This is a genomic window from Glaesserella sp. (assembly GCF_041817755.1).
GTDB lineage: Bacteria > Pseudomonadota > Gammaproteobacteria > Enterobacterales > Pasteurellaceae > Glaesserella.
The window spans coordinates 1-13,750 of record NZ_JBGYBX010000026.1; the positions used below are offsets into that span (position 1 = coordinate 1).

Genomic DNA, 13,750 nt, shown 5'->3' on the forward strand with positions numbered 1-13,750 from the left:
CGCCGTGTTGGAGCAAATAACGAGCCACTAATTCAATGGTTTCTCCCGCACCAACCAATAAAAAACGCAGTTTGTTGAATCGGTCAAAAATTTGGCGCGCCAGTCCGCAGGCAGCATAGGCAACCGAAACGGCGCTATTGCCGATTTCCGTTTCCGAGCGTACCCGTTTTGCTGTGGAAAACGTTTTTTGGAACAAACGGGAAAGATTCGTCGACATTGCCGAATGATGCGACTGATAGAAGGTTTCGCTGTCTTGATAGGCTTGTTTGACCTGACCGAGAATTTGCGGTTCGCCCAAGATCAATGAATCCAGCCCGCAAGCTACGCTCATCAAATGGCGGGCAGCATCCATGTTTTGTTTGAAATACAGGCATTCGCGCAGCTCCGTTTCATCCAATTGATGAATTTGGGCAAACCAGTGGAAGCAACGTTCGCGCCAAGCGATATTTTCCGGATGATCGGCTTGCGGGGGAATATCCGCTTGATGAAAATAGAGTTCGGTACGGTTGCAGGTAGAGAGAATCACGACGCTTTCGGCAAGTTGCTGCCGGTGAATTTGTTCAAACGCAAGTTGGCGTTTGTTTTCCACAAACGCGACTTTTTCACGCAAATTGACCGATGCTGTTTTGTGATTGATGCCTAACGCCAGAATTGTCATGACTGCCCACAACTGAAAGATAAATGAGAAAATCCCACTAAAATAAAACGGCATTCTAATCAATCCGATAGCGCTCTGCAAACTATTGTCATCATAGGTTGGATTTATGTGTCGCCAAAAAGGGCGATTGATGTAAAAAGAAAATGGGTCGTCAATGAAATTTCATAAAATGAGGGAATTTTTTGTGCGACAAGCGGTCGGATTTATGTAAATTTCTGCAAAAATCCAAAATAAACCGAATTTTGGAGTGAATTGAGCTATAATGCTTCGCAAAAAAATTCAATTGTCATTTTTTGTCAAGAATTCCATTCTGTCATTATTTTCGGAGGACTTATGGTAGCGATTCGCCGTTCACACCTGCTCGATCCCAATAATTTTGAGCTGGCCGGTTGGAGTGCCGGATTGCAAATGTCGCCGATTACGTTTGAAGAGCTATGGATTGCATGGCAGTATGCTCAAGAGAAGATCGACATTGAACAAAACCACTTGATGTGGTTCGGCGTGGAGATGGTCGAAATTCTGCACGGGTTGAACATGGATGATGACAGCCTTGTTGCCGCCATGCTTTTTCCGTTGGTCAAACATCATCTTATCGATTTGGTTCAAGTCAAAGAACATTTCGGTAATGATGTCAAAAATTTGGTGAAAGGCGTATTGGAGATGGACAACGTCCGCCAATTAAACGCAAGCCATGCCTCCGATATTCAAATCGATAATATCCGTCGAATGCTGTTGGCGATGGTGGATGATTTCCGCTGTGTGGTCATTAAACTCGCCGAACGGATTGTGTATTTGCGCGATACCGAACGTTTAAGTGAAGAAGATTTAGTCCTTGCCGCCAAAGAGTGTTCCCATATTTATGCGCCGTTGGCAAACCGTTTAGGCATCGGACAGTTGAAATGGGAACTGGAAGATTACTGCTTCCGAGCGTTGCATCCGCAAGAGTATCGCCGGATTGCAAAATACGATTTGGCGGAACGCCGTTTGGATCGAGAACAATATATTGCAAATTTCGTGGCGGATCTGACCGCTTGTATTAAAGAAGAAATTGATGAGGTACAAGTTTACGGTCGTCCGAAACATATTTATAGCATTTGGAAAAAAATGCAGAAAAAGCAGTTGACCTTCAAACAGTTATTTGATGTCCGTGCGGTTCGAATCATCGTACCGAAACTTCAGGACTGCTATACCGCACTTGGTATTGTGCATACCCATTATAAACACTTGCCGGAGCATTTCGATGATTACATTGCCAATCCGAAACCGAACGGCTATCAGTCGATTCATACCGTGGTGTTAGGCGAAGGGGACAAAACCATCGAAGTCCAAATTCGTACCCAAAAAATGCATGACGATGCGGAACTCGGCGTCGCGGCACACTGGAAATATAAAGAAGGGGCGGCAGCGGGACGTTCCGGCTATGAAGAAAAAATCGTTTGGCTACGCAAATTGCTTGATTGGCAAAAAGATATTGCCGATTCGGGCGATGTGGTGGCGGAAATGCGTTCACAAGTTTTTGACGATCGGGTGTATGTCTTTACGCCGAAAGGTGAAGTGGTCGATCTGCCGAAAAATGCGACACCGCTGGATTTCGCGTATTCCATTCACAGCGAAATCGGTCACCGTTGCATTGGGGCTAAAGTGGCGGGACGTATTGTGCCGTTCACTTATATTTTACAAATGGGTGATCAAGTCGAAATTATTACGCAGAAAAACCCGAACCCAAGTCGTGACTGGCTCATTCCAAGTCAAGGTTTCGTCAATACGGCGCGTGCGCGATCCAAAATTGTTGCGTGGTTTAAAAAGCTCGACCGTGAAAAAAATATTCCGCTCGGTAAAGAGATGTTGGAAGCGGAAATGGCGAAATTCAATTTCACGCAAAAACAAATTGAGGATCTTGCCTTACCGCGCTATAACTTAAAACATTTAGATGATTTGTACGCCGGTATTGGCGGTGGCGATATTCGTTTACATCAATTAATGCACTATTTGCAAAGCAAACTGATCAGAACCACCGCAGAACAAGCCGATGAGGCGATTTTAAAGCAGGTCGCCAATAAGGCGCAGCAAGCGCAAAAAAGCCGCAGTGGTTTTGTTGTCGTTGAAGGGGTTGGTAACTTAATGCATCATATCGCCCGTTGCTGTCAGCCGATCCCGGGTGATGACATCGTTGGTTATATTACTCAAGGACGGGGGATTTCCATCCATCGAGCGGATTGCGAACAGTTATTCGATTTGCAAAGCAGTAGTCCGGAGCGCGTCGTTGAAGCGGAATGGGGGGATAATTACGGCTCAGGTAAATTTAATTTGACCATCCGTGTCATTGCCAACGATCGTAACGGCTTATTGCGTGATGTCAGTGGCATTATGGCAAATGAAAAGGTTAACGTACTAGGCGTTTCGAGTCGTACGGATATTAAGCGTTCGGTGGCAACTATCGATATCCAAATTGAACTGAACAACGTCGATATGTTGGATAAATTACTTAAACGTGTGATGCAAATTGATGATGTGATTGAAGCAAAGCGGTTGTCGAATTGAAACCATTACGCTTATAAAAGTCAAGCAAGGAAATAGAATGCAAAAATTAGTGATTTTAGGCTCAACCGGCTCCATCGGTAAAAGTACCCTCTCTGTTGTCGAACATAACCCTGAACGGTATCAAGTATTTGCTTTAGTGGGCGGAAAAAATGTCGAATTAATCACCGAGCAATGCCGACAATATCAGCCCTGTTTCGTTGCATTAGATGATGAACGGGCATCTGCAACATTAAAGGAAAATCTCACCGCCTTAGGCTTGAAAACCGAAGTTCTTGCAGGGCAAAAAGCGATTTGTGAATTATCGTCACACCCTGAAGTCGATATGGTGATGGCGGCGATTGTTGGTGCGGCGGGATTATTGCCGACGCTATCAGCGGTTCGAGCGGGCAAAAAAGTGCTGTTGGCTAATAAAGAATCTCTAGTCACTTGCGGACAGATTTTTATTGATGAAGCCCGTAAATCAGGGGCAAAACTGCTGCCGGTGGACAGTGAACACAACGCGATTTTCCAATCGCTACCACCCGAAGCGCAAGAAAAGGTCGGTTTTTGTCCGCTTGCTGAGCTAGGGGTAAGTAAAATTATTCTCACAGGCTCAGGCGGACCGTTTCGAACTAAACCTTTAGATGAATTTTATTCAATTACACCCGCTCAAGCAGTGGCTCATCCGAATTGGTCAATGGGGAAAAAGATTTCCGTCGATTCGGCGACCATGATGAACAAAGGTTTGGAATATATTGAAGCCCGTTGGCTGTTTAATGCATCTGCCGATGAAATGGAAATTGTCATTCATCCGCAATCGATCATTCATTCCATGGTGCGTTACCTTGACGGCAGTGTGATTGCGCAAATGGGTAATCCGGATATGCGTACCCCGATTGCACATACCATGGCATATCCGAATCGGATAAAGGCAGGTGTGGCACCGCTAGACTTCTTTAAACTAAAAGAACTTACTTTTATTGAACCGGATTTTGCCCGTTATCCGAATTTAAAATTAGCGATAGATGCTTTCGCTGCAGGGCAATATGCAACAACGGCGATGAATGCCGCCAATGAAGTGGCGGTGGATGCTTTCTTAAATGAACGGATTCGTTTTATCGATATGGTGGAAGTCAATCGAGCCGTGGTGGAAAATATTGCACCGATTCAAGTCCGCGAAATAGCCGATGTACTGCATATCGATACATTAGCAAGAGAGCTGGCAAGACAAGCGGTATTGCAGTTATCGTGTTGACAAGCGGTCCGTTTCGGTAAAAATTTTGCCAAAATTGTTCTGATGGAAACGATATAAAAAAGCACGCCTAGGCGTGCTTTTTGTTGTCACCCGTTTGCAAAATATCCGGCAAATCATACCGCTTGTTGTGCGGCAAACGCCCGATTTCTCGATTTAAATAGCATTATTAAACCGATTAATACCGCAGCGGTGGCGGCAAAACCGAATAGTGCTGAGTTGATAAACCCTAAGACTAAATAGCCGACAAACGTCGCTGTGGCAACAACCATGGCGTAAGGTAACTGAGAAGTAACATGATCCATGTGATTACATTGCGCACCGGTAGATGAAAGAATCGTCGTATCGGAAATCGGCGAGCAGTGATCACCGCAAACGGCGCCCGCCATCACGGCAGATAAGCAAGGTAAAAATAGCTCCGGTGCCGTGTTGCTAGCCATGGCGGCGGCAATCGGTAACATAATGCCGAACGTTCCCCAGCTTGTTCCGGTAGCGAATGCCATAGCGGAACCTAAAACGAACAGGATGGCAGGTAATAGCGCAGGATTAATGCTGTCGGCCACCAAGGTGGATAAATATTTGCCGGTTTGCATATCGCCGACGATACCGTTGATTGTCCATGCGAAGAACAAAATCGTAATCGCACCGGACATGGCTTTGATTCCCACCCAGTACGATTTAATATAATCGTTAAGGCTGATTTGGCGCTCAAGGGCAATCAGAACCGTCGCAACAGCCACGGCACTCGCACCGCCGACAACCAGTGAAATACCGACGGTCGTATTTTCAAATGCGCCTAATACGTCAAACGGCTTTCCGCTTTCGGCTAAGACTGAACCGCCCGTGTACATCATCATTGACAGTGTGGCAAGAATCAGCACGATAATCGGTAAAATAAGGTTTAACACCCGACCTTGCGGATAAGCGCACGTTTCTTCATTTTGTAGTGAGGTGATTTCCGCCTGTTGTTCAAAACGGGTCATTGAACCGATATTGATAGAAAAGTAGGATACGGCAAACACGGTCAGCAGCGAGAAAATTGCGTAGAAATTCATGACGCTCATACTCATAAATGCGCCGAGCGGAGAATATGCGGTGATGCTGTAAGTCGTCAGTAGACCTGCGATGAGGGTAATAATATAAGCTCCCCAACTTGAGATCGGCATTAATACGCACATCGGTGCCGCCGTTGAATCAAGGATATAAGCTAATTTTGCCCGAGACACTTTAAACTTATCCGTCACCGGGCGGGCGATAGCGCCGACGGCAAGACTGTGGAAATAGTCATCGATAAAGGTGAAGAAGACTAAACCGGCGGCCATTAATTTAGCGCCCCGTTTACCTTTAATGTGTTGCTGCGCCCAGCTCGCAAAGGCTTGGTTACTGCCGGAAATGCTTAATAGTGCGGTTAACACACCTAACAAAATTAAAAATAAAATGATATTGACATTGTTGGCATTAATGCCTTCTTCCCCGTAGATAAGGGATGTAACATTGCTTTTTAGGTGTAAAAAGGCATTGATCGGGTTGCCGCCGGCAAGCATAAGTGCACCGACAATGATACCGATACTTAAAGACAGAATCACTTTACGCGTGATGATCGCTAAAACGAGCGCAAGCAGAGCGGGCACCACCGACCATAGTGAATGGGAATAATCGACTAAATCCATAAAACCTCTAAAATTGTTTTGTTATGAAATATCTGTCAAACAAAATAAGAGATCTACCGAATACATTTATACGCAAATTAAGGTATAAAAATAAAATTAAGGAGGGAAAAAAGACATATAACATGAAAAACCCAGCCTAACAGTAGCACTCCATAGCGTAGCTATGACAGTACCGCACCTTTCGATGACGATACCAACCAACTAAGATGACGCTTAATTGATTTCGGCAAATACGCCTTTCTTCTCTCTTCACCGCTTTCCACTCTGAAAGAATACTTATCGGATTTGCACCTCTACAATTTGTAGGACCCGGCTAGATTACCCCAAGAATCGGTTTTTGCCAATAGTCGGATAATAAAATTTATGTTATCAGTGTAGATAAATCATTCATATGTCATCCGACGACTAAAAAAACTAAATTTATTTAGCATTTTTTTATTTACCTTGAAAATATATTAGGCTAATATAAATACGAATTAATGATTTATCGTTAGTAAAATTCAATTTGAACACAGTTAGGAGAAAAAAATGACTGATATTTTGAAAGCATTATCTAATATTCGTAGCTTACGTGTTATTGCTCGTGAAAGTTCTCTTGAACAAATGGAAGCGTTACTTGAAAAAGTTACTATTGTTGTAGAAGAAAAACGGGAATCCGTTAAAGCGGAAGAGCAGGAAAAAGCGAAACGTCTCGAAGGATTAAATAAATATAAAGAATTGCTGGCTAAAGACGGTATTTCGGTAGAAGAGCTGGCGCTATTATTGGCAGATTCTTCAGTCGAACGCAAAAAGCGCGAACCTCGTCCGCCGCGTCCGGCAAAATATAAATTTATCGATGATAACGGAGTAGAAAAAACGTGGACGGGACAAGGCAGAACACCAAGCCCTATTCAACGTGCATTAGACTCCGGAAAATCATTATCTGACTTTGAAATCTAATTTATTTCGGATAAAAAAGTAAAGGAGAATCCATGAGGATGGGTTCTCCTTTCTATATTTAATATACATTCCATATAATTAAAGGTCATATAATGATTGAAAATAAAATTCTATTAACGGAATGCCCGGATGATAAAGGGTTAGTCGCTAAAATTACAAATATTTGTTATAAACATCAACTAAATATTGTTCAAAATAGTGAATTTGTCGAGAGTAATACACGACGATTTTTTATGCGAACGGAATTACAAGGCATTTTTAACGATAATACATTGCTTGCCGATTTGGCATTTACCCTTCCTCAAGGCTCCACATATAAATTGATTCCGCAAAAACGTAAGCGTATTGTGATTTTGGTGACAAAAGAAGCGCATTGTTTAGGTGATATTTTAATGAAAACGTATTACGGTGGATTAAATGTTGAAATTGCCGCTGTTATCGGTAATCACGAAGTGTTAAGAAGCCTCGCGGAACGCTTTGACGTGCCGTTTCATCTCGTGAGCCACGAAGGGTTAACCCGTGTCGAGCATGATAAATTGTTGGCGGAAAAGATTGATGAATATGAGCCGGATTATATTGTGCTAGCGAAATACATGAGAGTTCTGAATCCGGCGTTTGTCGAGCGCTATCCGAATCGCGTGATCAATATTCACCATTCGTTTTTACCGGCGTTTATCGGTGCCAAACCTTATCAGCAAGCATATGAGCGCGGTGTAAAAATTATTGGCGCAACGGCGCATTTTATTAATAATGAGCTGGATCAAGGTCCGATTATCATGCAAAACGTGATTAACGTCGACCATACTTATACTGCCGAAGCGATGATGCGCGCCGGGCGGGATGTTGAAAAAACCGTGTTAAGCAGAGCATTGGAATTAGTGTTGGCGGATCGCGTTTTCGTCCATCAGAATAAAACCGTCGTGATGTAGTCATTTGCAAAAAATAGGCTGAATCCGACCGCTTGATCACTCCATGGAGAATGATGTTCTCCTATAATAATACTTTCGTATATGATGAAACTTGTTGAAATTTTTACCGACGGATCTTGTTTGGGTAACCCCGGGAAGGGGGGGATTGGCATCTTATTGCGCTATCAAGGTAGAGAGAAGCAAATTAGCCGAGGTTACTACTTGACGACAAATAACCGTATGGAGCTTCGGGCGGTAATCGAGGCATTAAATATCCTCAAAGAACCCTGTAGAGTGCAATTGCACAGTGATAGTCAATATATGAAAAACGGTATTCAACAGTGGATTTTTAACTGGAAGAAAAATAACTGGCGTACCAGTAATAAAGCGCCTGTCAAAAACCAAGATCTATGGATGGCATTAGATCAAGCCATTCAGCGTCATCAAATAGAATGGCAATGGGTGAAAGGGCATTCAGGGCATCGTGAAAATGATATTTGCGATCAACTCGCCAAAGAGGGAGCGAATTATCCTACTTTGAATGATGTCGGTTACCAACCGGATAACAGCGAAAAGAAAAGTGATTTCGTGATATAGATCACAAATGTAAATTCTAGTCTTGACAATATGTTGACATGACTTCCGTTAGTGTTATGATGTTTTCAATCCATTTTTTAACTCACTTTTGATTGATTTACTTCAAAAATGATATTAAATGAGAACTTTTGCGGTTGCTTAACGTGTGCGGTAATACACACAACCATCTTATGAAAACGACACTATTCAAGGAGTCTACTATGACTAAACACTTCGAACACAATGAATCCCGCCGTGGTTTTATGAAATTAATGGCGGGCGTCGGTGCCGGTTTTGCATTCAGTGGCACATTGGGCACTTTTTCATCTCAAGCATTTGCTGCTCCGGCAAAAGGTTCAACCATTGAAGCGGGTATTGCTTATCCGATTTCAACCGGTTTTGACCCGATGAGCTCGACAGGTGCGTCATCCATGGCGGCGAACCTTCACATTTTTGAAGGCTTGGTGGATTTACACCCGGCAACCCGTCAGCCGTATTTAGCCCTTGCCGCTAAAGAACCTGAAAAAGTCGATGATGTAACTTATCGTATCATTTTGCGTGACGGTGCGGTATTCCACAATGGCACACCGGTTACCACCGCCGATGTGGTATTCTCATTCGAACGTGTCTTAGACCCGAATACCAAATCACTCTTTGCACAATTCATTCCGTTTATTCAATCAGTGAAAGCGGTTGACGACAAAGTAGTCGAATTCAAATTGAAATATCCGTTTGCGTTATTCAAAGAACGTTTAACCATCATCAAAATCGTACCGAAAGCATTAATTGAATCACAAGGTCAATCCGCCTTTGATGCAAATCCGATCGGTACCGGTCCGTATAAATTCGTATCAGCGGTAAAAGATGACCGTATCGTGTTTGAAGCCAACCCGGCTTACACCGGTCCATATCCGGCAACCGTTGAAAAAATGACCTGGTTCTTACTTTCTGACGATGCGGCACGTGTTGCGGCACAAGAGTCAGGTCGTGTACAAGCGATTGAAAACGTACCTTACTTAGATGCGGATCGCTTAAAACGTAAAGCGTCAGTAGAATCCGTACAATCGTTCGGTTTAATCTTCTTAATGTTTAACTGTGAAAAAGCACCGTTTAACAATAAGAAAGTACGTCAAGCGTTACAATATGCGATCGATACGCAAAAACTCGTGGATGTCGTATTCTTAGGTAATGCAAAACCGGCAACTTCTTATGTACAAGATTCTCACCCGGATTATGTGAAAGCGTCAACCGTGTACGACTTCGATCCGAAAAAAGCGGCGGCGTTGTTGAAAGAAGCCGGTGTGGATAAATTAGAATTTACTACACGCTCAACCGCGCACAAATGGGTGGTTGACTCCGTTCAAATGATCCTTGAAGACTGGAATAAGATCCCGGGCGTGAAAGTCACCAATATCGCTTCACAATCTCCGTACAATGACGGTGTGGATGCGGGTAACTTTGAAGTATTGATTGCACCGGGCGATCCGTCCGTATTCGGTAACGACTTAGACTTATTATTAAGCTGGTGGTACCGTGGTGATGTATGGCCGAAAAAACGTTTCCGTTGGTCAAATACCCCTGAATACGCAGAAGTACAAAAATTACTTGATGCGGCAGTAGCGGCGAAAACTCCTGCGGAAGCGCGCGAAATTTGGGGTAAAGCGATTAATATCATTGCAGAAGAAGCGGCACTTTATCCGATCGTTCACCGCAAATTACCGACGGCTTGGAGCAATAAAACATTGGACGGCTTCCAACCATTACCAACAACAGGAATGTCATTCCTTGGCGTTAGTCGTAAATAATTGACTTAAATGACCTTCGCCTAGGCGAAGGTCATCGAGGCTTATCTAAGGATTTCTTTACAAGCGGTCGGATAACATTCATTTTTTACAAAATCAGCCTAAAATCCGACCGCACTTTTATAAAAATTTATACCTTCCTACTAACCTTTCTTGTAGTCGGAGAAAAAAATGGAAATCGTACTTCGTCTGTTACTACGTCGCTTAATGGCATTACCACTGATGATGCTTGGCGTAAGTGCATTAGTTTTTATTATCTTACAATTCACTCCGGGAGATCCTGCCTCTGTGGCATTAGGTGAAAGTGCGAGTGATGCGGCAAAAGAATTATATCGTGAACAGCACGGCTTAAATGATCCCGTACTGGTGCAATATTTCCGCTTTATCGGTAATGTGCTTGTTTTGGATTTTGGGGTAACCACACCGCCTGAACAGCCGATCACTTCATTAATTGCTAAGGCATTCCCGTTAACCTTACAACTTACTTTTATCGGGGTATTTTTAGCCGCAATCGTGTCTTTCACGTTAGGCATTGTCGCCGCCCTTTATCGTGACCGTTGGGCAGACCAAGTGATTCGTCTTCTCTCCGTTGCTGCCGTTGCAACACCGTCTTTCTGGCTTGGTATCTTATTAATTCAGTATTTTTCACTGGAGCTGGATTGGCTGCCGTCAGGGGGCTTTGTACCTTTTAGTGAAGATCCGACGGAATATTTCCGCTCTATGGCGTTACCGTCACTGGCATTGGCAATTCCGGTTTGTGCATCGTTAATTCGTGTCGTGCGTACTACCATGGTGGAAGAGATGGATAAAGACTACGTACGTACCGCTATCGGTAACGGCGTGCCTTATGCCACCGTCATTCGTCACAACGTATTACGCAATGCGTTAATCACACCGGTAACGGTACTCGGCTTGCGTGTCGGTTACTTACTCGGTGGTGCGGTCGTGATTGAACAGATCTTCGACTTACCGGGCATGGGTAAATTGATTTTCAACGGTATCGTGAACCACGATTTACATTTAGTACAAGGCGTTGTATTAACTATCGCGTTTACCTTCGTATTGGTGAATATCATTGTGGATATTCTTTACTTGCTGATTAACCCTAAAATTCGGAGTTTATAATGTTTCGCCAAGGATTAGCTGAAAGACTTGCTTCAGGCGGGGCAAGATTCAAAGCGCTATCAACCGCCTCTAAACTCGCCTTAGGATTTATTGTCCTTGTGGCATTAATGGCAATTTTTGCTCCGATAGTTGCGCCATACGATCCGCTACAAACATTGCGTCCGGTACAAGCGCCAAGTGCAGACTATTGGTTCGGAACCGACCGCTTGGGGCGCGATATTTTCTCTCGAATTATTTACGGTGCTCAAACCTCGCTCTTTATCGGCTTAGGTGCCGTAGGGCTTGCTATTGTATTAGGCAGTATTTTAGGTGCAACAGCCGCGACGGCGGATAAACTCGGCAACGAAGTGATTATGCGTTGTATGGATATCTTAATGGCATTCCCGGGCATTGCGCTTGCTGCGGTATTACTTGCGACTTTAGGTAACTCCGTACCGATCATTATCCTTGCGATAGCGATTGTTTATACGCCGCAACTTGCCCGCGTCGTTCGCGCCAATGTGGTATCCCAATGGGAAGAAGATTATGTCCGAGCCGAACGTGTGATTGGCGGTAGTCGAACCTACATTCTATTAAAACACGTGGTACGTAACTCAGCGGCACCGGTACTGGTTTTTGCTACGGTGATGGTTGCCGATGCGATTGTACTTGAAGCGTCACTCTCCTTCTTAGGCGCAGGGGTACAATTACCGCAACCGTCTTGGGGGAATGTACTTTCCGAAGGTCGTAATATCGTCTTAAGCGGTTTCTGGTGGGCGACAACCTTTGCCGGTTTAGCGATTCTCTTAACGGTATTATCACTCAACATCTTATCGGAAGGGCTAACCGACGCACTTGTCAATCCGAAATTAAAACGCAGCCCGACCGCGACGAAAGAAGACGTATCAAAACCGCTTTCAACGGATGTACAAGAAGCGATGGCGGAAAGCCTTGCGTTAAAACGTTACTTACTCAAATTGCATGAGAAAGAAGCGACCCGTACCGACCGTATGCAACTTAATCCGAATGCCAAACCGATTTTACAGGTGAAAAACCTCTCTATCCGCTTCCCGAATCGTTATGGCGACATTCCATTGGTGGATAATATCAGCTTTACCGTCAATGAAGGTGAAACCATGGGGTTGGTCGGCGAGTCCGGTTGCGGTAAATCCATTTCCGCCTTCTCAATCATGGGATTATTACCGAAAACGGCGAAAATTACCGGAGAAATTCTGTTTACCGACCGTGCGGGCAACCAACATGATTTATTGAAAACCGATAAACTTAACGAATTGCGCGGACATGAAATTTCCATGATCTACCAAGATGCGTTAAGTGCGTTAAACCCGTCTATGCGTATCAAAGATCAAATGGCGCAGCTTATCAGCCGCGGCGGAAAACAGTCTGCGGAAACTTTGCTCAAATGGGTAAAACTCGATCCGGAGAAAACCTTAAACCGCTATCCGCATGAATTATCGGGCGGTCAACGTCAGCGTGTTCTTATCGCTATGGCGTTAGCCCGTGAGCCGAAACTCTTAATCGCAGATGAACCGACAACAGCATTAGACGTAACGGTTCAAGCGGAAGTAATTAAATTGCTCAACGAATTGCGTGAAAAACTCGGCTTTGCGATGGTATTCGTCAGCCACGACTTAGCACTTGTGGCGCAAATGGCACACCACATCACAGTAATGTATGCAGGGCAAGTGGTGGAGATGGCACCGACTTCCGCGTTGCTGTCCAATCCGACGCACGAATATACCCGTGGGTTACTTGGCTCCGTGCTTTCAACGGAATGACGTGCGGAACGCTTATATCAAATTCCGGGCAGTGTGCCGTCACCGTTTGACTTTGCCGCAGGCGATCGTTTCGCCAGCCGTTCATTACGCCCGGATGCCAATCCGAATCAGCGTTTGAAACTTGTGCCGACGGGAGATCATCCGAAACATCTATGGGCTTCTCATTTGGAGGGATAAACAATGAGTATGAGACCATTAAAAGAGCAGCCGATTATTGAGCTGGAAGATATTGTTGTACAATTTCCGTCTCGTGACGGTACCTTATTTAACCCGAAAAAGTTCACCGCAGTGGGCGGTGTCAGCCTTGAGGTTAGTGCGGGTGAAACGGTCGGTTTGGTCGGGCAGTCGGGGTGTGGGAAATCCACCCTTGCCAATGTGATCATCGGATCTTTGAGAATATCCAACACGCGCATACGTGGGTTCAGCGCCGTTGCGGGATCTTGGAAAATTACCGACACTTGGCGCCCAAACTGTTTGCGCGCCTCGGCACTACCGTATTTCATCTGTAACCCGTTGAATTTC

At 44.5% G+C, this 13,750-nt stretch carries 10 protein-coding genes, 1 pseudogene and 1 riboswitch; of the genes and pseudogenes, 9 read left to right on the forward strand and 2 right to left on the reverse strand.

Annotation, left to right across the window (positions count from 1 at the left end; all coding sequences use genetic code 11):
• On the reverse strand, positions 1-658 hold a 658-nt coding region (gene hemA / locus ACEYKX_RS03050), incomplete at its 3' end, for a glutamyl-tRNA reductase (protein ID WP_373780443.1).
• Between the two features lie 333 nt (positions 659-991).
• Here hemA and relA point away from each other — a divergent pair.
• Positions 992-3,199: a GTP diphosphokinase gene (relA, locus tag ACEYKX_RS03055; protein WP_373767884.1), complete on the forward strand. Its 2,208-nt coding sequence runs from the start codon at positions 992-994 to the stop codon at positions 3,197-3,199.
• 37 nt (positions 3,200-3,236) lie between these two features.
• Complete coding sequence (gene ispC, locus ACEYKX_RS03060) at positions 3,237-4,433, forward strand: 1-deoxy-D-xylulose-5-phosphate reductoisomerase (RefSeq protein ID WP_373767885.1); 1,197 nt, start codon at positions 3,237-3,239, stop codon at positions 4,431-4,433.
• 113 nt (positions 4,434-4,546) lie between these two features.
• Here the strand turns inward: ispC and ACEYKX_RS03065 are convergent, their stop codons facing one another.
• Positions 4,547-6,100 carry a Na+/H+ antiporter NhaC family protein gene (locus ACEYKX_RS03065; RefSeq protein ID WP_373767886.1) on the reverse strand — a complete coding sequence of 518 codons (1,554 nt, stop codon included), beginning with the start codon at positions 6,098-6,100 and terminating at the stop codon, positions 4,547-4,549.
• Between the two features lie 135 nt (positions 6,101-6,235).
• Positions 6,236-6,404: riboswitch (Lysine riboswitch) on the reverse strand.
• 224 nt (positions 6,405-6,628) lie between these two features.
• On the opposite strand from ACEYKX_RS03065, the gene ACEYKX_RS03070 reads away from it, so the two are divergent.
• The 7 genes and pseudogenes from ACEYKX_RS03070 to ACEYKX_RS03100 form a co-directional block, all read left to right on the forward strand.
• The gene (locus ACEYKX_RS03070) at positions 6,629-7,039 is read left to right on the forward strand and encodes an H-NS family nucleoid-associated regulatory protein (protein ID WP_373767887.1); all 411 of its coding nucleotides are present in this window, start codon (positions 6,629-6,631) and stop codon (positions 7,037-7,039) included.
• Positions 7,040-7,131: 92 nt separating this feature from the next.
• The gene (purU, locus tag ACEYKX_RS03075) at positions 7,132-7,968 is read left to right on the forward strand and encodes a formyltetrahydrofolate deformylase (RefSeq protein WP_373767888.1); all 837 of its coding nucleotides are present in this window, start codon (positions 7,132-7,134) and stop codon (positions 7,966-7,968) included.
• An 81-nt stretch (positions 7,969-8,049) separates the two neighbouring features.
• Complete coding sequence (gene rnhA / locus ACEYKX_RS03080; protein WP_373767889.1) at positions 8,050-8,544, forward strand: ribonuclease HI; 495 nt, start codon at positions 8,050-8,052, stop codon at positions 8,542-8,544.
• A gap of 200 nt (positions 8,545-8,744) precedes the next feature.
• Positions 8,745-10,328 carry an ABC transporter substrate-binding protein gene (locus ACEYKX_RS03085; RefSeq protein WP_373767890.1) on the forward strand — a complete coding sequence of 528 codons (1,584 nt, stop codon included), beginning with the start codon at positions 8,745-8,747 and terminating at the stop codon, positions 10,326-10,328.
• 168 nt (positions 10,329-10,496) lie between these two features.
• On the forward strand, positions 10,497-11,450 hold the full coding sequence (locus ACEYKX_RS03090) for an ABC transporter permease (RefSeq protein ID WP_373780447.1): 954 nt from the start codon (positions 10,497-10,499) through the stop codon (positions 11,448-11,450).
• Positions 11,450-13,405: pseudogene (locus ACEYKX_RS03095) on the forward strand (dipeptide/oligopeptide/nickel ABC transporter permease/ATP-binding protein). The gene ACEYKX_RS03090 and the pseudogene ACEYKX_RS03095 overlap by 1 nt, the downstream one beginning before the upstream one ends.
• Before the next feature lie 9 nt (positions 13,406-13,414).
• Positions 13,415-13,750 (forward strand): ATP-binding cassette domain-containing protein (locus ACEYKX_RS03100; protein ID WP_373780448.1); only part of this gene is annotated, 336 nt, incomplete at its 3' end.

Coding starts and splice junctions, on each gene's coding strand:
- relA (WP_373767884.1), top strand. CDS start 992: ATGGTAGCGATTCGCCGTTCACACCTGCTCGATCCCAATAATTTTGAG.
- ispC (WP_373767885.1), top strand. CDS start 3,237: ATGCAAAAATTAGTGATTTTAGGCTCAACCGGCTCCATCGGTAAAAGT.
- ACEYKX_RS03065 (WP_373767886.1), bottom strand. CDS start 6,100: ATGGATTTAGTCGATTATTCCCATTCACTATGGTCGGTGGTGCCCGCT.
- ACEYKX_RS03070 (WP_373767887.1), top strand. CDS start 6,629: ATGACTGATATTTTGAAAGCATTATCTAATATTCGTAGCTTACGTGTT.
- purU (WP_373767888.1), top strand. CDS start 7,132: ATGATTGAAAATAAAATTCTATTAACGGAATGCCCGGATGATAAAGGG.
- rnhA (WP_373767889.1), top strand. CDS start 8,050: ATGATGAAACTTGTTGAAATTTTTACCGACGGATCTTGTTTGGGTAAC.
- ACEYKX_RS03085 (WP_373767890.1), top strand. CDS start 8,745: ATGACTAAACACTTCGAACACAATGAATCCCGCCGTGGTTTTATGAAA.
- ACEYKX_RS03090 (WP_373780447.1), top strand. CDS start 10,497: ATGGAAATCGTACTTCGTCTGTTACTACGTCGCTTAATGGCATTACCA.